This window comes from Paenibacillus sp. AR247 (assembly GCF_002968895.1).
Lineage (GTDB): Bacteria > Bacillota > Bacilli > Paenibacillales > Paenibacillaceae > Paenibacillus_AQ > Paenibacillus_AQ favisporus.
This window is the reverse complement of sequence record NZ_PCZT01000009.1, coordinates 1,574,676-1,592,515: the sequence shown is the minus strand read 5'-3', so window position 1 is coordinate 1,592,515 and position 17,840 is coordinate 1,574,676. Positions and strand designations below refer to the sequence as shown.

Here is a 17,840-nt window from a genome sequence, read left to right as displayed (position 1 = left end):
TGGTCGGCTGGCTGCTGTATATATGGCTTCAAGATATGCACGTGCTGCGGATTACGGCCACCGTGGTCGCCAGTTACTGCGTCACGATGATCAGCCATTTGTTCGCCAAAAGGTACCGCACGCCGATCATCGTGTTCAGCGTATCGGGCATCATTCCGCTGGTCCCCGGCGGAACGGCCTATGACGCGATGCGCAACGCGGTCGAGAACCAATATGACCAGGCCGTCCAGCTGGGAGCCGAAGCCTTTATGATTTCGGGCGCGATCGCCCTTGGCCTGCTGTTGTCGGAAGTGACCAATCAGCTCATCCGGAAATGGAAGCCCGCACAACGATAGAAATGCAAAAAAATCAGGCGTCAGCCATTCGATTTGCTTCTCCTTCACTGAGGAGGAATGTCAAACCGCTGCTTGGCCTGATTTTTTTGTCGTCTTCAGGTTTTTCTCACGCCGAGCCTCATCCGGTAGCTGAACAAAACCTGCAGCGTCCTATCCTGGAAGAAGTCATCGACGATCTGTTTGAAACGCTTGATGTCTTCATCAAGCTCCTTCGGGTTTAGCCGGAGGACCGTTTGAACTCCGCCCTGGCTCATTGCGATGCCGAAATACCTGTCAGCATCGCAATCCTCCGCATGATGGAACACAATTTCCTTGGCGAACCTGAAATGGCCGCTGTCCTTAATGGCCGCGAGATGCTTTTCCTTATCCCTTTTGACAGCCTGCTTCTCTTGGCTGAGATGTTCGCGGATGATGCTGTTGGCCCGGTTGATCACTTCTTCGTAGGCTTGCTCCACCTGCCAATACAGCGTTGGCGGCCAGTCGCAATCGTAGACAGCGAAGATGCCGCCGGGTTTCAGCACCCGGGCAGCCTCCAGCAGCGTGCTTGCCGGCTCCATCCAGTGAAAAGACTGCGAGCACGTAATAATATCGGCGGTTTCGCAGCCGACGGCAAGCTGGTTGGAGTAACCTGCCATAAAGCGGATGTGGGCTGCATCCGTCATCTGCTCCAGCTTGGACTCCGCGACGCTGCGCATGTCGTCATTCGGCTCGATGCCGATAATCCGGTCTGCGTGCTTTTTCCAGACAAGCGTGGACAGCCCGGTGCCGCAGCCCAGATCGAGCACCAGTTCCGGCTTGCGCTGAAGGTACCCAGTCAGGAGGGACGTCACCAGAGGAGGCGCTGCGGGCCGGTAGCGGTCGTAGGAATCCCCGTATCCGGAGAAACGTTCGATATTGCGCTGGTTGTTTCCCTCCGGAACGACGCTCATACGCCTCTTGCTTCAAAGCGCTTCAGAATTTCGATGATGACCTGTACCGACTTCAGCATATTGTCGACAGAAATGTATTCGAACTTGCCGTGGAAGTTTTCACCGCCCGTAAAAATATTCGGCGTCGGCAGCCCCATATAGGAGAGCTGGGAACCGTCCGTTCCGCCGCGGATCGGCTTGACAATCGGCGTGATGCCCAGGCTTTCCATCGCTTCGTAGGCTACGTCGACGATCTCTTTTACCGGCTCGATCTTTTCCCTCATGTTGTAGTACTGATCGCGCATTTCCAGGATGACGCGCTCCTCGCCGTATTTTGCCTGAAGCTGCTTCACGACCTGGGTCAGATGCTCCTTCTTGGCGGCAAATTCCGTCCGGTCAAAATCGCGGATGATGTACTCCATTTTTGTGCGTTCGGTATCACCGTTCTGCGAGAGCAGATGATAGAACCCTTCATAGCCTTCCGTATGCTCGGGCGCCTGCTCCGGAGGAAGCATGGAATTCAGCTCCATGGCGATTTTGATCGAGTTTACCATCTTGTTCTTCGCCGTGCCCGGATGAACGTTGGTGCCTTGGATCGTGATGCTTGCCTTGGCTGCGTTAAAGCTCTCGTATTCCAGCTCGCCAAGAGGACCGCCGTCCACGGTGTAGGCAAAATCGGCGTTGAAAGCCGCAACATCGAATTTCTCGGGGCCGCGGCCGATTTCCTCGTCGGGAGTAAACGCGACTCTGACCGTCCCGTGCTTGATTTCCGGATGGCCGATCAGGTAAGCCATCGCCGTCATGATTTCGGCAATGCCGGCTTTATTATCTGCGCCAAGCAGGGTCGTTCCATCCGTCGTGATCAGCGTGTGCCCTTTGTACTGAGGCAGCTCAGGAAACAGCTTTGGGGAAAGGACGACGCCTAGTCCCGCGTTCAGAACGATATCGCCTCCGTCATAGTTGTCGACGATTTGCGGATTGACGCCTTTGCCGGTAAAATCCGTGGCGGTATCCACATGGGCGAGGAAGCCGATCGTCGGCACGCCATCCTTGTCCGTATTGGAAGGAAGCGTGGCCATGACATAGCCGTTCTCATCCATCGTGACGTCCTTCATGCCGATGGAATTCAGCTCTTCCACCAGCATGCGCGCGAGGGTAAGCTGTCCCGGGGTCGAAGGCGTGGTGCTGCTTTCTTCATTCGATTGGGTCTCCACCCTGGCGTAAGAGATTAACCGTTCCGTGAGTTCCTGTTTCAACATCCTTCATCTCCCTTTATGTAAATGGTGTACTACTTGATATGATATCATGGGCAAGGGGCAAAATCACAAAGCTTGATCCGAAAAGCCGAAGTGATTAGCGCCCGTCCGGCTGTCTTCCCTGTCCAAAACGATTATAATAGGTTCATGGAGGTGCGTTGGAAGTGTCGGTTAACGTGTTCAGCCTTGTATTTTCGCTTGTCGTGATCGGCTTGATCCTTTGTTTTTTTTCGGCCTGTTCAAATACGTATCCAACGGCAGCAGGCATGTCAGAAATTCCGATGCCGCCTTGAGGAGAGTTGAGGAGAAGCTGGATTACATTATATACAAAATGAATGAGAAACAGGGGGATGAGCGATGACGGCAAGTCCTTTTAAGGCAATTATTCAATCGGAGGAGGAGCTTCGATTACTGAACAGTCCTCCCAGCGAACTGGTCAGGAACAAGGTTATCACGCGTTTGGATTCCCACTGCCGCGAATTTATTTCCAAGTCTCCGCTGCTGTTTCTGTCCACGAGTGACGCGGAGGGCAGCTGCGACGTATCACCCCGCGGCGATGCACCGGGCTTTGTATACATATTGGATGATACGCGGCTGGTCATTCCGGAAAGACCAGGTAACCGGAGGTATGATTCGCTGCTAAATATTTTGCAGAATCCGAGTGCCGGGCTGATCTTTATCATTCCAGGGCTGGAGGAGACGCTCCGGATTAACGGAAAGGCCTGCATTACTGCGGATCCTGAGCTGATGGAGAAACTGTCCGCCCAGGGGAAAATCCCGCAAATAGGCATCGGCGTGGAGGTCGAGGAGTGCTATATTCACTGTGCCAAAGCCTTCAAGCGCTCTAAACTTTGGGATCCGGAACAATGGCCGAAGCGGGAGAGCCTGCCCAATCCTGCCGCCATCATCGCGGATCATGTGCGCGGATTAAAGGTTACGGAGGAGCAGGTCGCACGGTCGCTGGCGGAAAGCTACGAAAAGCGATTATATTAATAGAACGGATATGATCTTTAATAGGGGGGCTGGCTTTGAGTATCATTCCGATGTTGGCCGTTCATGATGCTGCCGCTGCAATTTCTTTTTACCAATCGGTGTTTGGCGCGACGGAAGCGAACCGGATGGTTACGGAAGACGGGAAAACATCGCATGCTGAAATCCGGGTCGGTGATGCGCGGTTCATGGTCGCGGACGAATTTCCGGAGCATAATACCGCAGCGGAAACGCTCGGTGGAACGCCGGTGATTTTGTATATTACCGTTGAGGATGCATTGGAAACAGTGAACAACGCCGTTGCGGCTGGAGCGGGCATACTTAGGGAGGTTGCTGCACAACCTCACGGGGACTTGGTTGGGAAGATCAAGGATCCGTTCGGCCATGTCTGGATGATTGCCGAGCCCTTGAAGACCGTACCGCAGGAAAAATAATTCAAGGAAATTGAAACTGCCGAACAATTTTCCCGGGGACCCGCCCGGTCGGGGCAAGCGTCGGGTTCATAACATGAACAATGAGCGCAGGAACACTGCGCCAGGAGGAAATGATGAAATCCCTTTTTCTATATAATTGGCAGGTACGCGATGAATGGTTTGATGTCTGCGCACAGTTAAGTCATGAAGAATTACTGAAGGAGCGAACGGGCGGAGTTGGCTCCATCCTGAAAACCTTGTTCCACATCGCTGACGTCGAGTACAGTTGGATGCTGGCTGCCGAAGGCAAGGAGGCTGCAGAACCAAAATTCGAGGATTTCGCGACCCTGAGCAAAGTCAGAGCCTTGTCCGACAGCTACGTGACAGAGCTTCGTCCGCTGATTCTGAGCCGAAGTCCTGAGCGGGACGGGGAAATCGTCAAGGCCGCCTGGCATGCCGAACCCTTGCGTTACGGGGAGGTCGCAAAGCACGTCATCACCCATGAAATTCATCATATGGGCCAGCTGTCCGTTTGGGCCAAAGAGCTTCATGTGCCAAGGGTTTCGGCCAATTTTATCGGCCGTGGACTTGGTGAGCAGTAAAACTTGAAGGAAGGTAACCATTAGGCATGGAAATACAGATTCAACCGATGACCCAGGAAGCTGCCGCCCGGATATCTACATGGCGCTATCCGGCTCCGTTTGACTTCTATAGTATGGCAGCAGATGAAGAAGATATATTGGAGCTGATGAACGGGGATTATGCAGCAGCGTCGGACTCCGCCGGAAATTTGGTCGGTTTTTACTGCACAGGCAATTCAGCCCGTGTTGCCGGAGGTTATGGGGCCGGTCTATACGAAGATGATACCTGCGTTGATTACGGATTGGGCATGAATCCCGAGCTGACGGGGCAGGGTGCCGGCCTGGATTTTGTAAAAGCAGGCATGGCTTATGTTTCCGATAAGTTTCCCGCGAAGGGAATCCGCCTAGCGGTGGCCAAATTCAATCAGCGTGCCGCAAAGGTATACAGCAGGGCAGGATTCAGGGAGACCTGCGAGTTCTCCTCGATGGTGGGGGGGCGGAACGTGCTCTTTATCGGCATGGTTTACAGATTTCCCGAAGATGCCCGGACAACATGATATAATAACTCCGGGGCTGACGGCCCCGGATGGAACATCGCCGGGCAGCCATTGATATGCGCCCGGAGCAATTATTAAGAAAAATCAGGTGAACAACATGCGAATTGCGCTTTTTGATTCAGGCCTCGGCGGACTGACCGTGCTGTCTGAAGCCGTAAAGCAGCTGCCCAACGAAGACTTTTTATTTTTTGCAGACACGCTTCACGTTCCTTACGGAACCAAGACAAAGGATCAGGTTCTGGATTATGTCCGCCAGTCCGTGGACATGATTCTGCAGGACGAGATCAAAGCGCTTGTCATTGCCTGCAATACGGCGACGAGCGCCGCGGCGGAGGAGCTTCGCCGGGAATACGACATTCCGATCATCGGGATGGAGCCTGCGGTTAAGCCCGCGGTTGAAATGAACCGGCTGACCGGGAAAAGGGTGCTGGTGGCGGCAACCCCGCTGACCCTGCACCAGTCTAAATACACCCAACTCGTTTCCAGGGTGGATGACCACAGCATCGTAGACTCCCTGCCGCTCCCCGAGCTGGTCGGATACTGCGAATCGCTGGAGTTCGACCCGGACCGGATGACACGGTATTTTCTGGATAAATTTGCCGATTACCGGCTGGAGGAATACGGAACCCTGGTGCTCGGATGCACGCATTATCCCTTCTATACCCGGATCTTGAGGCAGATCCTGCCGCCGCATATTGAGATCATTGACGGGAGCGCCGGGACGGTGCGGAGGCTGGACTATATTCTTAAGAAAACGGAAACGTCAGGAACGCAGCGCGGAGGAGATATCCGTTTTGCCTGTTCCAGCGGGGATCCGGAATATATGGCAAAAATGCATAGAGCTTACGACTACTACAGCACTCAGGTCGCCGGCTGCGAACGGGCCGTTGATCCTTCTTACTAAAGGGGACGCTGCGTTCGGCTTAGCTCCAGTAGCCGCTGTACAACGGGTCCTTCAAAGCTTTCGCCGTGGTAGCAAATGACGGACGATATGTCGTAGGCGGCCAGTTGGGCGATGGATTGCGTCGCAAGCGGCATATCGACGGTCGTGTCGGCATCCGGCCCATGCAGTTCTCCGTCAACGCCCGGAGGGCGTCGGCAGCTATCAGCGTCCGGGTCGACCGATGGTATAAACTGATATGCCCGGGAGTGTGCCCCGGTGTGCCAATCACGACGATGCCGCCACAGATGGGGAGCTCTTCCCCTTCATGGATGATTGTATCGACAGGCGACCGTGGTGGATTCTCCAGCGTAGAAATAAAGGCATTACGCCATTCAGCAGGTAATTCCGGAGGCAGAGACGCTTTGGCCCGATCGATCGCCTCCGGGGTTACCTTGATCAAACGCTTTTCACCCTGAATATAGGGCCTTTCTTCTTGACTGGACATGACTTCGACCGGACGAGGGGCGTGCTGGCGTATGGCTGGCAGGCTGCCGATATGATCCAGATCCTGATGCGTAATGATAACATGGGTAATCGAATCGATCGATAGGCCATGGGACTTCATCGCTTCCCGCAAGAGGGGATACTGACCGGGGTAGCCGGTGTCAATCAGGAGCGTATCGTTTCCATCCGTAATGACCGCAGGGTGAACGGTGTTAACGCTGCCCATCATGACGGCGGATACGTCCAGCATGAACACGTTTGCGGCAGTTTGGTTCGTACTCATCCTTCGATTCCTCCCTAATTCCAACTCATGGATTTCAAGACAGAGTCTATATTACGGACAGGAAAGTTGGATGTCAAAGTAAATATTTAATTGTAATACATAACTGTTGGTTTGTCAATATTTATTTTTAGTGCTATATGCAATATGGTAATCCGATGTTTTTTGTTAAAAAATTCAACATGAAGGAGGCCCAGCGATGCGTGATGTACAGTACCCTGTCCTGCATACGGAGAGGCTGAGGTTGAGGCCGCTTGAGCCGGAGGACCGGGAAGACGTCTTTCGGCTGTTCTCCAACCCGGTAGTCACCCGGTTCATGGATATCGAGCCTTTGGTGAGCATGGAGGAAGCGGACGAAATTATTGCGCTCACCCGCAGCTCCGGCTGCAGATATGCCATATTAGACCGTGAGAACGATATGTTTATGGGCACCTGCGGATTCCACTGTTGGGTCCGGGACGGGGAAAGGGAAAGGGCGGAAATGGGCTATGATCTGTCTCCGGAGTATTGGGGCAGCGGTTATATGCCTGAGGCGCTCGAAGAATTGATGAAGGTCGGCTTTGAAGTGATGAAGCTGGATGAGATCGAAGCCCATGTGGAGCGGGATCATCCTCGATCACAAAAGGTTCTGAGGAGGCTCGGTTTTCGGGAAAACCACCTGCGGGACGGCCACTTGATCGTTTTCAGGGCCGGAAGTGAGGATTTTGCCGTGCGCCGCACCTTCAGGAACGCCATAACGCTCCGGCAGTCAGGGAATGCCGAGCAGTCCAGGGGAATTTGGCTTTCCCTGCTGGCGGAACAGCCCGAGCATCCGGTGATCTTGTATCAGACTGCATGGACCCACGACGAACTGGGCTTGGAGAAGGAAGCCGTGCCCTATTATGAAAAGGCTATTTCGCTCGGACTGCAGGACGAAGAGCTGGCGGGGGCGATGCTTGGGCTCGGCAGTACATACCGTACGCTGGGACGATATGAGGACGCAAAGTCGCTGTTGAAGCAGGCGATGGAAAGATTTCCCGAACGCAGGGAGTTTTCTGTTTTTTACGCCATGGCTCTGTACAATGTGGGGGAGCATGCAGCTGCAATGAGGGAGCTCCTCGGACAGCTTGCGGAAACCAGCTCGGACAGCGGGATCCAAGCGTACCGGAAGGCGATTGCCTTTTATGCCGATAAGCTGGATCAGGTGTGGGATTAGCCTTGTTAACGGCCAGCTGTGTGGGTACGAAAAGGCTGTATGCAGGAGGAATCATGAACATACAGGGTGTGAATCATTTTTGTTTTCCGTTTCGGATCTGGATCGGTCCATCGCTTTTTATAGGGATGTTCTGGGCGCCCAGCTGCTCGTGCAGGGCCGGAAGCTGGCTTACTTTGATCTTGCCGGACTCTGGATTGCGCTGAATCAGGAGGATGCGGAGCGGGGGGATACACCATCGACATATACTCATATCGCCTTTACGGTTAAAGATCAGGATTTCGAAGCCTGGCTGTCCCGGCTACAGCGTTACGGCGTTCGCGTACTTGAGGGCAGGCAGCGGGATGAGCGGGACAAGCTCTCGGTATATTTCCTGGATCCGGACGGGCACCGGTTTGAGCTTCATACCGGCACGCTTGCGGATCGGCTCGCCTATTATCGGGAGACGAAGGGCCATATGAAGTTTTACGACAAGGAGGATGTTGGCAAATGACGACGATCGGATTTGTAAGGCACGGCATCACGGATTGGAACATTGAGCGCAGGGCGCAAGGCCAGACGGATATCCCTTTGAACGAAACCGGGCGGGCCCAGGCAAGAGCCTTGGCTGCACGGCTGAAGAACGAGCGGTGGGACGCCGTCTATGCCAGCGATTTGTCGCGGGCGCGGGAAACCGCCGAAACGATTGCGGCCGCGCTGGGGGCTCGAGACCGGGTGCTTCGATGGGGTTATGATTGGGCTTCGCTGGATCTCGGGATTGAGACCGACGACTCGATGATTGCCAGAGGAATGGAGGCGGTCATGGACATTTGCGCCAGCCATCCTGAAGATCGCGTCCTCGTGGTGAGCCACGGGGCGCTGATCGGCACGCTGCTTCCCGTTCTGATTCCGCACACGGACACGTCCGAGCATCTGCATAACACATCCATCACCGTCATCCGAAAGATCGAGGAAAGCTGGGAATGCGGGCTTTTCAACTGCGTCAAGCATTTGGAGCAGCTGGCGATCTGAACGAGCCTGCCTGTTAAGGATCGGGTTTTAAGGCTGTGTGTCTCTGAACTTAATGGATATCAGTCTTTCGGTCACCGTGTTAAACCGGACGGTAGCGAGCACAGCTGCCGGCATGCCCTGCCGGCTCAGCAGCAGCTTGAACGTTTCTTCCGCTTCCGTCGGCGACAGATTGATGCGTCCGATATGCAGGTAATCCGTAATTTCCGAGTTGTATTTTTTCTGGGCTTCCTTCACGGCGATCAAGCCCCACTTGGCGTAGGGAGGATCAACGGAAGGGTCCGGTTCGGCAACGAGCAGTGAGAGAGACAGCGCGAGGGACAAGGCGACGGATTTGACGAATACGGCGGACATCCACTTCATAGCTCTATAGCCTCCTGAGTATAAATCTGACCGTTCACATGCAGCGAGAAGTGCCGGCATACATAGAATTCCCATGTTTTGCAGGTCTATGAGTAATGCAGCCATGGTTTATCCGCAATGAAATCGGCAGGGTCGTGCTTCTTACAGGAATCGGCTCGTCGTTTCGGGCTCGTCCGGAAGCCTGCATTTGTCAACCCTAAGCTGGAACAAAGCTTTCCAAACATTGCAACATGAAGGCAGATGGCACCACACGGCGGAGATACAGGCATCGGAGCTGCCTTGCGAATTCAAGCCATAGATGGGATGGGATCATATGATAACGACCGTAACGATGAACGCAGCCATTGACAAAACATACTACTTGCCGGCATTTCCGCACGGGAAGGTATCCCGGGTCAGACAATATCTGGCGGCCCCTGGGGGCAAAGGCATTAATGTGGCGAAAGTCGCCGCACAGCTCGGGGCGGAGGTTACCGCTTCGGGCATCGTCGGCGGCATGAACGGGGAAATCATCAAGAAGCAGCTGGACGGTATGAACATTGCGCATCAATTTGTCGCCGTGGAAGGGGAGTCGAGACTATGCCTCAACATCATCGATGAGGAGACCGGGTCGTCGACAGAGCTCCTGGAGCCCGGTCCGGTGGTGGATAACCGGGCACTTGACGAGATGGAGCAGACAATGGCCGCCCTGGCACGCACATCGAAAGTCGTCTGCATCAGCGGCAGCCTGCCGGCCGGGGCCCCGGCCGATTATTACATCCGTCTTGTCGGCGCGGCCAAGAAAGAAGGGGCATATGTGATTCTTGACGCCAGCGGTGACGCCCTCCGATTCGGACTGCAGGCGAATCCGGATATGATCAAGCCCAACGAAGAAGAGGTCGCCGCTCTGCTTGGCACGGGTATTCGGGATGAGCAGGAGCTGCTCCGGGCGATGGAAGACTTGCTCCGCGAATACCGGATGGAGCGCGTCTGCGTGTCGCTCGGGGGTGCCGGATCGCTGACCGTCACATCGCAGGGACGTTATCGTGCCGTAACCCCTCCGATTCAGGTGGTCAATACGGTAGGCTGCGGCGATTCCTTTGTGGCGGGCATGGCCGTGTCGCTGCTGAAGCAGCTCCCCGCCGAGGAGGGCATCGCTATGGCCGCTGCCGCGGGGACGGCGAACGCCTTATCGGCCATGGCCGGCAGCGTCGATCCGGACACCTTCCGCCGGCTGCTTGGCCAAGTGGAGATCAGCAGAATTTAAGCTCCGAATGACAGCATTATATTTGTGTACAGGCTGCGGTTCCTGAATCGCGGCCTGTTTGACTACATGGTGATACCAGGGAGGAATAGCCCTGCCGCAAGGCGAATCTATTAATGCGGCTTTACAGCCCATCGACAAGATAAAGAAGGGGTGAACGGCTTGATTCAAGCATTGATTTTTGATTTTGACGGTCTCATCGTCGATACCGAAACGCCGGCCTATCACGCTTTCTGCGAGATTTACCGGGAGCATGGCACCGAACTACCGCTGGAGACGTACGCGAAGTGCGTCGGCACCAATTTCGACGTATTTAATCCGTATACGTATTTGTCCGAGTGCCTGGGCAGGGAAGTGGATCCAGCCCTCGTCAAGGAACAGGTCAATGTCATCTACCGGGAGCTGCTTAAGGATGTTGAAGTCAGACCGGGGGTTGAGGACTATTTGGTGGAGGCCAAGCGGCTCGGGCTGAAGATCGCGCTGGCATCAAGCTCTTATTACAACTGGATTGAGCCATATTTCAACAAATTCGAACTGGAATCTTACTTCGACGTTATTTGTACTGCGGACCTCGTGTCCAAGGTCAAACCGGATCCCGAGCTGTACCTGCTGGCATTGCAGAAGCTGGAGGTAACCCCGGATCAGGCGGTGTCTTTTGAGGATTCGCTTAACGGCTTTATTGCAGCCAAAGGAGCAGGCGTACATACGGTGATCGTGCCTAATTCGATGACCCAGACCTTCCCTTTTGAAGGCTATGATATGATGATTTCCAGCATGTCGGAGATGAAGCTGCAGGATCTTGTCCGGGAGCTGGAAGCGTAAGGCCGCAAAAGCCCGGAAAAACCTGTACTTTTTTGCAACTTATTGATTGACGTATATTGGCAGTGCCCCTTATGATAATGAATAATCCAGTGGTTATTTAATTCTATGAAAAATATCCGGGCAGGCAGTTCATGTACCCGTGTGCTCCGCTTGATACGGTATTTTTCGCACTTATTTACTTTAATGCTTTCGTATATGACAGCGTTAAAGAAGAGAATCGGAAGGGGTTATGAACATGAAAAAGAGAAATTTGCTATTATCCGTCGTGATGTCCGCACTCCTCGTAACCATGGCGGCCGGCTGCGGAAACTCGGGCACGAAGTCCAGTGAAGCCGGGTCCGGTGGCGGGACCGATGCAGGAAGCACAGACAAAAAAACCTACACCGTAGCCATTTCGCAAATCGTCGAGCATCCTTCCCTGGATGCCACGCGCGAGGGCTTCATCGCCGCATTGAAGGACGCGGGGATTACGGAAGGCGATAACCTGAAGATCGATTTCAACAACGCACAGGGAGATCCGGCTAACAACCTTTCCATTGCCCAAAAGATCGCTTCCGGTAAAAATGATCTCGTTCTCGGCATTTCTACCGGCTCGGCGCAAGCGCTGGTACAGCAGGTGAAGGATACGCCGGTGCTGTTCGCGGCGGTTACCGATCCGGTGGATGCCAAGATCGTCTCAAACCTGGATCAACCAGGGGGCAACGTAACCGGCGGCTCGGACACGAATCCGGTAGCGGTTCAACGTCTGATGGACTTCATCGCTGAGAGCTTCCCGAACGTGAAGAACGTCGGCATTGTCATTAACGAAGGCGAGCCTAACGCGATCGTGATGGCCAAAAATGCCGAGGAAACGCTGAAAAAGCATAACATCAAGCTGGTGCGCGCGGCGGTAACCAACACATCGGAAGTGAAGCAGGCCGCCGAGTCCTTGGTGGGACGGGTGGATGCGCTATTCATTACGCTGGACAATACCGTCGTTGACGGCGTCGATTCCATTATCCAGCTGGCGAACGAGAAGCACATTCCGTTCTTCTCCAGCGACCGGGATACGGTCGAGAAGGGCGCCTTCGCTACGGTCGGTTTTAAATACTACGACCATGGCTATCAGGTAGGCCAGATGGCGGTCGATATTTTGAAGAACGGGCTAAGAAGCCGGGCGACATGAAGGTATCGGTGCAGGAGAAGCTGGACCTGATTCTGAACCTGAAGGCGGCTGAAGCGCAAGGAATCACAGTAACCGACGCCATGAAAGACAAAGTAACGGACAAAGAAAACGATATTATTCAGTAATCGAGCGATGGGGAGTGGCCGGAATCTTCGTCCACTCCCTTCGTCATAAGGGAGGCTGACACCATGCTGGATTCACTACTGGGAGCACTTGAGCTCGGGCTGCTGTACTCGCTGATGGCGCTCGGCGTATATATCACGTATCGCATTCTTGATTTTCCGGATCTGACGGTGGATGGCAGCTTCACCACCGGCGGCGGAATTGCCGCCGTGATGATTACCCACGGATACAATCCGTGGCTGGCAAGCCTGGCGGCGTTCGGCGGCGGGCTTCTCGCGGGAATTTGTACCGGGCTTCTCCATACCAAAGGGAAAATCAATGCACTGTTATCCGGTATTATCATGATGATTGCGCTGTATTCGATCAACATGCGGATTATGGGAAAACCCAACACGTCCCTGCTTGGGGAAAGCACCGTTTTTTCATCAGTGAACGCTTTCATTACGATGCCGATCGCGGTGATTCTGATTTTGCTTCTGCTGAATCTGTTCCTGCGGACCGATTTGGGGCTAGCATTACGCGCAACGGGAGATAACGCACGGATGATCCGCAGTTTCGGCGCCAATACAGACACGACGACGGTTCTCGGCGTCAGCCTGGCCAATGGACTGGTCGCCCTCTCCGGCGCACTGGTTGCTCAGGAGTCAGGATTCGCGGATATTTCCATGGGGATCGGCATGATCGTTATCGGGCTGGCTTCCGTCATTATCGGTGAGGCGATATTCGGAGCGACGAATGTGATCCATACGACCATTTCCGTCGTGCTCGGGGCGATCGTGTACCGGATCGTCGTGGCGCTCGCGCTCCGGGTGGAATGGCTCGATACGTCCGACCTGAAGCTCATCACGGCCATCATCGTGATCATCGCTTTGGTGCTTCCAACCGCAAGGCGCGCCCTTCGGCAGAAGCAGCTGGCCAAGCGCCGAACCGAAGAGCTGTCCAGCCAGCTGGGCAGCAGAACAAGCCGGACGGTCGGAGGTGATTTCTGATGCTGGAGCTGAACAGAGTATCGAAGCTGTTTAATCCGGGCACGCCGGATGAAAAAATTGCGCTGCACAACATTTCGCTGAAGCTGAATCCCGGCGACTTCGTCACGGTGATCGGAAGTAACGGTGCGGGCAAGTCCACGCTGATGAACATCATTTCCGGCGTCATGAAGCCCGACGCAGGGGAGGTGCGGATCGAGGGTGCGGTGATCAGCCAGCTTCCGGAATTCCGCCGGAGCCGCTGGATCGGCCGCGTATTTCAGGATCCGATGGCGGGAACCGCTCCTCACATGACGATCGAGGAAAACCTGGCGATGGCTTATACGAGAGGCAAGCAGAGAGGATTGGGGCTGAGCATCAAGTCCGGCCGGCGGGCGATGTTCAAGGAAGAGCTGTCCAAGCTCGGTATCGGCCTGGAAGGGCGGCTGCGGGCGAAGGTCGGTTTGCTGTCCGGAGGAGAGCGTCAGGCACTCAGCTTGTTGATGGCCACCTTCACCAAGCCGCAAATTTTGCTGCTGGATGAGCATACCGCGGCGCTGGACCCTGCAAGGGCGGAGCTGATCACGCGGCTCACCGACCGGATTGTGCGGGAGCTGAACCTGACGACCCTGATGGTCACGCACAATATGGAGCAGGCGATCCGCCTCGGCAACCGTTTGATCATGATGGACAAAGGCAGAATCATTCTGGACATCAACGAACAGCGAAAAAAGACGCTGACCGTCGAAGAGCTGCTGGCTGAATTCGAGCAAATCAGCGGACATAAGCTGTCCGACGACAGGGTTGTCCTGGGATAATATCTTGAAGAATGAAGGGAATAGGGCCTTCGCGGTTAAAGCCGCGGAGGCTCTTTTTTGCTGCAGCAACGTGGGGAATCCATTGAACCCGAGCAAGGGAATCATCGATTAGATGATAATGGACACAGTTGTTATCTATACGTTTTCCATACAAATATACAAAGGACTGCTTGGGCGGATCCACTGGAAACCACCTGCAGCGGGCTTTGGCGATGCGTCCCGTCAACGGTTCATCCTGCCTCGAAGATAACTCTAGTTATTGAAAATTCGTTCCAACAAGTTCTAAAATACTTAATTGAATGAACTGGTCACTCTATAGTCATTAGAAGAAAGAGAACACCCGTTGGATGGAGGTTTCGATTTTGTTAGGAAAGATGAGGTTCAGCATTCGGTCCAAGATTATTCTTGGATATATTTTTGTGCTCGTGTGCGTTGTGGTGTTCCTGGGAGTGATTTCGAGCCGGGTTGCTTCGCTGCAGCGGGAAACGGATTTTATCAGCCAGCATGACATCGAAGTCCATGACCTGGCCCACAGCATTGAAAAGTCCTTGCTGGACATGGAGACAGGCCAGCGGGGATATATGATCACGGGAGACTCGAGCTATCTGGAGCCGTACACGGCGGCCAGCTCGAAATGGGAGAGCGAGTACAACCAGCTGTATCGTTTGCTGGCGGACAATCCTGAGCAGCAGAAAAATCTGGAGGACATCAAGGCCAATATCAACCGATGGATTGAGATCGCAGGCAAACCGTCCATTGAGATGAAGCGCAGCGGCCAGGATGCTGAAGTTCGGACATTTTTCCAACGTGACCCGGGCAAGCCGGAAATGGACGCCATGCGGGAAAAATTAACGGCGTTTTTGGACACGGAGAAAGGGCTGACGAGCGAGCGGGTGCAGACGCTTGAGGACAATAACCGAAGACTGATCACGATCATCTATCTTCTTTGGATTGTGCTCGCGGCCGTATCCATCTCAGCAGCCGTGCTGATCTCCAGAAATATCGTTACGACAATCAAGGAAGTTACGGGCACAATTCGTGACATCGCCTCCGGCGGCAATTTGAACAAGCGCATCCATACCCGCACGCGCGATGAAATTGCAGAACTCGGCAGTGCAACGAACGACCTGCTTCGGGAAGTGCAGCAGCAGAATGAAATGAAGGAACAGATTGCCGCCACCGCTACACTGCTTCAGAACGAAGCGGGCCTGGCCAGTCTAAGCCGCGTGTTTGTCAATCGGCTCGCTTCCATTTTCCAGGTGCCTTATATCGTATTGTACGAAGCCAAGGAGGAGGAGGGGCTGGTTCGGCTCGCTTCCTATGCAGGAGAACACGAGGGTGAGGCAGGCAAATCGGTCATCGCCTGGGGTCAGGGACTTGTCGGTCAGTGTGCCGCCGATCAGAGTATGATCACGCTGGACAGGGTACCGAACAACTACATACACATATCCTCGGGATTGGGGAGCGCCGTTCCGACCTATATTGCTGTTGCTCCAATCGTGTTCGAGGGCAGGACGCTGGCTGTGATCGAGATTGCCGCGCTGGTGACGTTCAGCAAGCACCAATTGGACATGCTCCGGCAGCTCTTGGATACGGTTGGCGTCACGATGCACAGTGTGATCAACCGAGCGCAAATCCAGCGCTTGTATATGGAAGCCCAGACGATGAATGAAGAGCTTCAGGCCCAGTCTGAGGAACTGCAGGTGCAGACGGAGGAACTGCAGGTTCAGTCCGAAGAGCTGCAGATGCAAACCGACGAGCTCCAAAGCTTGAATGACAAACTGGAATATCAGAAGGCGCAGGCGGAGGAAGCGGCGGCCGAGATGGAAAAATACGCGGAACAGGCGAAGCTCAGTTCCAATTATAAATCCGAGTTTTTGGCTAACATGTCGCACGAGTTACGCACTCCGCTGAACAGCATGCTTATTCTGTCCCAGATTTTGTCAGAAAACAAGAACGGAACGCTGCAGGAGGAAGAGGTCAATTACGCCAACGTCATCCATTCCTCCGGTACGGACCTATTGCGGCTGATCAACGATATTTTGGATTTATCCAAGGTGGAATCGGGACAGATCCAGCTGGATATCAGCTCGATCAACGCGAGTGAGCTGCCGGAGATCATGTACCGCTACTTTGCCAAAACGGCCGAGGCCAAGTCGCTGGACTTCAAAGTCGAAATCGCGCCGAACGTTGGCGACGTCTTTTTCAGCGACGAGTTAAGACTCCATCAAATATTGCGGAACCTGTTGTCCAATGCGTTCAAGTTTACCGAACGCGGTGAAGTGTCTTTAAGCATATACAAGCTCGACTCGGTTTCGACCCCGCAGTTTTCCATGCCTTATGAGACATTGGCCTTCGCGGTTCGCGATACTGGAATCGGAATTACCGAGGAGCAGCAGCAGGTGATCTTCGAGGCCTTTAAACAGGCGGATGGAGCAACGGCGCGGAAATATGGCGGCACAGGACTCGGACTGTCCATCTCGCTTCAATTCGCCAAACTGCTGGGAGGAGAGCTGGTCGTGGAGAGCGAACCCGGCAAAGGAAGCACGTTCACCCTTTACCTCCCTTACCAGACCGAGTATGTCGATGAGTCGCCGATGCTTGTGATGCAAGCCGAGGCAGCGGCAGCCTTCTCCGGTCCTTTAAGTACGGCTTCGGCGCAGGCTGCGCGTCCTGTGGGAAGTCGGATTCATGCGGAGGAGCCTGCCGCCGATCCGCCAGCCGCAGAGGATATGTTCCTGGAAGACTCGGCCTTGTTCGATGGGAAGAAAATCCTCGTTGTTGACGACGACATTCGAAACGTATATGCGCTGGCCAATGCCTTAGAGAGATATAATATGCAGGTGCTCACCGCACAGAACGGATACGAGTGCCTGGATTTGCTTCAGGCCGAACCGGATATCGATATGATTCTGATGGACATTATGATGCCGGAAATGGACGGTTACCAGACGATGCGGAATATCCGCCAGACGCTGGAGATGACCGATCTGCCGATTGTTGCGTTGACAGCCAAGGCGATGAAAGAGGATCGGGATAAGTGCTTGGCGGCCGGCGCGTCCGACTATTTGAGCAAGCCGCTGAACATCAATGAAGTGATTGCCAGAATTAAAGTTTGGCTGACGAGATCGGAAATATGATATAGTCATCGATTAAATAAAAAGCGACCCAGCGGGAAGTCTCCGGTTCGGTCGCTTTTTATTTGGTTAAACCGTCGAAATCGGAGCGTTTTTTGAAAAACTTACCTTGACAATAGGATGGTTAGGTGAGAAAATGTACGCGCGTACATCATTCGGAAAAGGGGGAGTTGCCATCGCATCCCGCAAAGAGGTGGCCGAACTAGCCGGGGTATCGGAAGCGACCGTGTCGCGGGTGCTCAACGGAGTCGGCCCCATGAAAGAGAAACGAGACAACGCGTCATGGAAGCTGCCAAG

General features: G+C 54.2%; 18 protein-coding genes and 2 pseudogenes. 16 read left to right on the top strand and 4 right to left on the bottom strand.

The window, feature by feature from the left end; genetic code table 11:
- Positions 1 to 335: threonine/serine exporter family protein (locus CPT76_RS15650; RefSeq protein WP_105443541.1), on the top strand; the 335-nt coding region annotated here is incomplete at its 5' end.
- Positions 336 to 430: 95 nt separating this feature from the next.
- Here CPT76_RS15650 and CPT76_RS15645 read toward each other — a convergent pair.
- Both CPT76_RS15645 and pepT read right to left on the bottom strand, forming a co-directional pair.
- Positions 431 to 1,264, bottom strand: a complete 834-nt coding sequence (locus tag CPT76_RS15645) for a class I SAM-dependent methyltransferase (protein WP_105443540.1) — start codon at positions 1,262 to 1,264, stop codon at positions 431 to 433.
- Complete coding sequence (pepT, locus tag CPT76_RS15640; protein WP_105444102.1) at positions 1,261 to 2,499, bottom strand: peptidase T; 1,239 nt, start codon at positions 2,497 to 2,499, stop codon at positions 1,261 to 1,263. Before pepT ends, CPT76_RS15645 begins: the two co-directional genes overlap by 4 nt.
- A 357-nt stretch (positions 2,500 to 2,856) precedes the next feature.
- On the opposite strand from pepT, the gene CPT76_RS15635 reads away from it, so the two are divergent.
- The 5 genes from CPT76_RS15635 (at position 2,857) to murI (ending at position 5,944) form a co-directional block, all read left to right on the top strand.
- Complete coding sequence (locus tag CPT76_RS15635; RefSeq protein ID WP_105443539.1) at positions 2,857 to 3,492, top strand: pyridoxamine 5'-phosphate oxidase family protein; 636 nt, start codon at positions 2,857 to 2,859, stop codon at positions 3,490 to 3,492.
- A gap of 35 nt (positions 3,493 to 3,527) precedes the next feature.
- The gene (locus tag CPT76_RS15630; protein WP_105443538.1) at positions 3,528 to 3,923 is read left to right on the top strand and encodes a VOC family protein; all 396 of its coding nucleotides are present in this window, start codon (positions 3,528 to 3,530) and stop codon (positions 3,921 to 3,923) included.
- Positions 3,924 to 4,036: 113 nt separating this feature from the next.
- Positions 4,037 to 4,504, top strand: a complete 468-nt coding sequence (locus CPT76_RS15625; RefSeq protein WP_105443537.1) for a DinB family protein — start codon at positions 4,037 to 4,039, stop codon at positions 4,502 to 4,504.
- A gap of 26 nt (positions 4,505 to 4,530) precedes the next feature.
- A complete protein-coding gene (locus tag CPT76_RS15620) occupies positions 4,531 to 5,040 on the top strand; it encodes a GNAT family N-acetyltransferase (RefSeq protein WP_105443536.1) in 510 nt (169 codons plus the stop codon).
- A 97-nt stretch (positions 5,041 to 5,137) separates the two neighbouring features.
- Positions 5,138 to 5,944, top strand: coding sequence for a glutamate racemase (gene murI / locus CPT76_RS15615; RefSeq protein WP_105443535.1), 807 nt, complete (start codon positions 5,138 to 5,140; stop codon positions 5,942 to 5,944).
- A gap of 19 nt (positions 5,945 to 5,963) precedes the next feature.
- Here the strand turns inward: murI and CPT76_RS15610 are convergent, their stop codons facing one another.
- Positions 5,964 to 6,710: an MBL fold metallo-hydrolase gene (locus CPT76_RS15610; RefSeq protein ID WP_308737598.1), complete on the bottom strand. Its 747-nt coding sequence runs from the start codon at positions 6,708 to 6,710 to the stop codon at positions 5,964 to 5,966.
- A 196-nt stretch (positions 6,711 to 6,906) separates the two neighbouring features.
- Here CPT76_RS15610 and CPT76_RS41460 point away from each other — a divergent pair, with 196 nt between their 5' ends.
- The 3 genes and pseudogenes from CPT76_RS41460 to CPT76_RS15590 all read left to right on the top strand — a co-directional run bounded on the left by CPT76_RS41460 (position 6,907) and on the right by CPT76_RS15590 (position 8,910).
- Positions 6,907 to 7,902: a tetratricopeptide repeat protein gene (locus CPT76_RS41460; RefSeq protein WP_308737597.1), complete on the top strand. Its 996-nt coding sequence runs from the start codon at positions 6,907 to 6,909 to the stop codon at positions 7,900 to 7,902.
- A gap of 53 nt (positions 7,903 to 7,955) precedes the next feature.
- A pseudogene (gene fosB / locus CPT76_RS15595) lies at positions 7,956 to 8,392 on the top strand (metallothiol transferase FosB).
- Positions 8,389 to 8,910 carry a histidine phosphatase family protein gene (locus tag CPT76_RS15590; RefSeq protein ID WP_105443533.1) on the top strand — a complete coding sequence of 174 codons (522 nt, stop codon included), beginning with the start codon at positions 8,389 to 8,391 and terminating at the stop codon, positions 8,908 to 8,910. Before fosB ends, CPT76_RS15590 begins: the two are co-directional and overlap by 4 nt.
- Positions 8,911 to 8,937: 27 nt before the next feature.
- Here the strand turns inward: CPT76_RS15590 and CPT76_RS15585 are convergent, their stop codons facing one another.
- Positions 8,938 to 9,270: a DUF3889 domain-containing protein gene (locus CPT76_RS15585; protein WP_076167758.1), complete on the bottom strand. Its 333-nt coding sequence runs from the start codon at positions 9,268 to 9,270 to the stop codon at positions 8,938 to 8,940.
- A 313-nt stretch (positions 9,271 to 9,583) separates the two neighbouring features.
- Here CPT76_RS15585 and pfkB point away from each other — a divergent pair, with 313 nt between their 5' ends.
- The 7 genes and pseudogenes from pfkB to CPT76_RS42110 all read left to right on the top strand — a co-directional run.
- Positions 9,584 to 10,516, top strand: a complete 933-nt coding sequence (gene pfkB, locus CPT76_RS15580; protein ID WP_105443531.1) for a 1-phosphofructokinase — start codon at positions 9,584 to 9,586, stop codon at positions 10,514 to 10,516.
- A gap of 159 nt (positions 10,517 to 10,675) precedes the next feature.
- A complete protein-coding gene (locus tag CPT76_RS15575; RefSeq protein ID WP_105443530.1) occupies positions 10,676 to 11,335 on the top strand; it encodes an HAD family hydrolase in 660 nt (219 codons plus the stop codon).
- A gap of 235 nt (positions 11,336 to 11,570) precedes the next feature.
- Positions 11,571 to 12,625, top strand: a pseudogene (locus tag CPT76_RS15570) (ABC transporter substrate-binding protein).
- A 63-nt stretch (positions 12,626 to 12,688) separates the two neighbouring features.
- Positions 12,689 to 13,612 carry an ABC transporter permease gene (locus tag CPT76_RS15565; RefSeq protein ID WP_105443529.1) on the top strand — a complete coding sequence of 308 codons (924 nt, stop codon included), beginning with the start codon at positions 12,689 to 12,691 and terminating at the stop codon, positions 13,610 to 13,612.
- On the top strand, positions 13,612 to 14,406 hold the full coding sequence (locus CPT76_RS15560; protein ID WP_105443528.1) for an ABC transporter ATP-binding protein: 795 nt from the start codon (positions 13,612 to 13,614) through the stop codon (positions 14,404 to 14,406). Before CPT76_RS15565 ends, CPT76_RS15560 begins: the two co-directional genes overlap by 1 nt.
- 362 nt (positions 14,407 to 14,768) lie before the next feature.
- Positions 14,769 to 17,546 carry a CHASE3 domain-containing protein gene (locus CPT76_RS15555; protein WP_105444100.1) on the top strand — a complete coding sequence of 926 codons (2,778 nt, stop codon included), beginning with the start codon at positions 14,769 to 14,771 and terminating at the stop codon, positions 17,544 to 17,546.
- Positions 17,547 to 17,679: 133 nt separating this feature from the next.
- Positions 17,680 to 17,840 (top strand): LacI family DNA-binding transcriptional regulator (locus CPT76_RS42110; protein ID WP_374954680.1); only part of this gene is annotated, 161 nt, incomplete at its 3' end.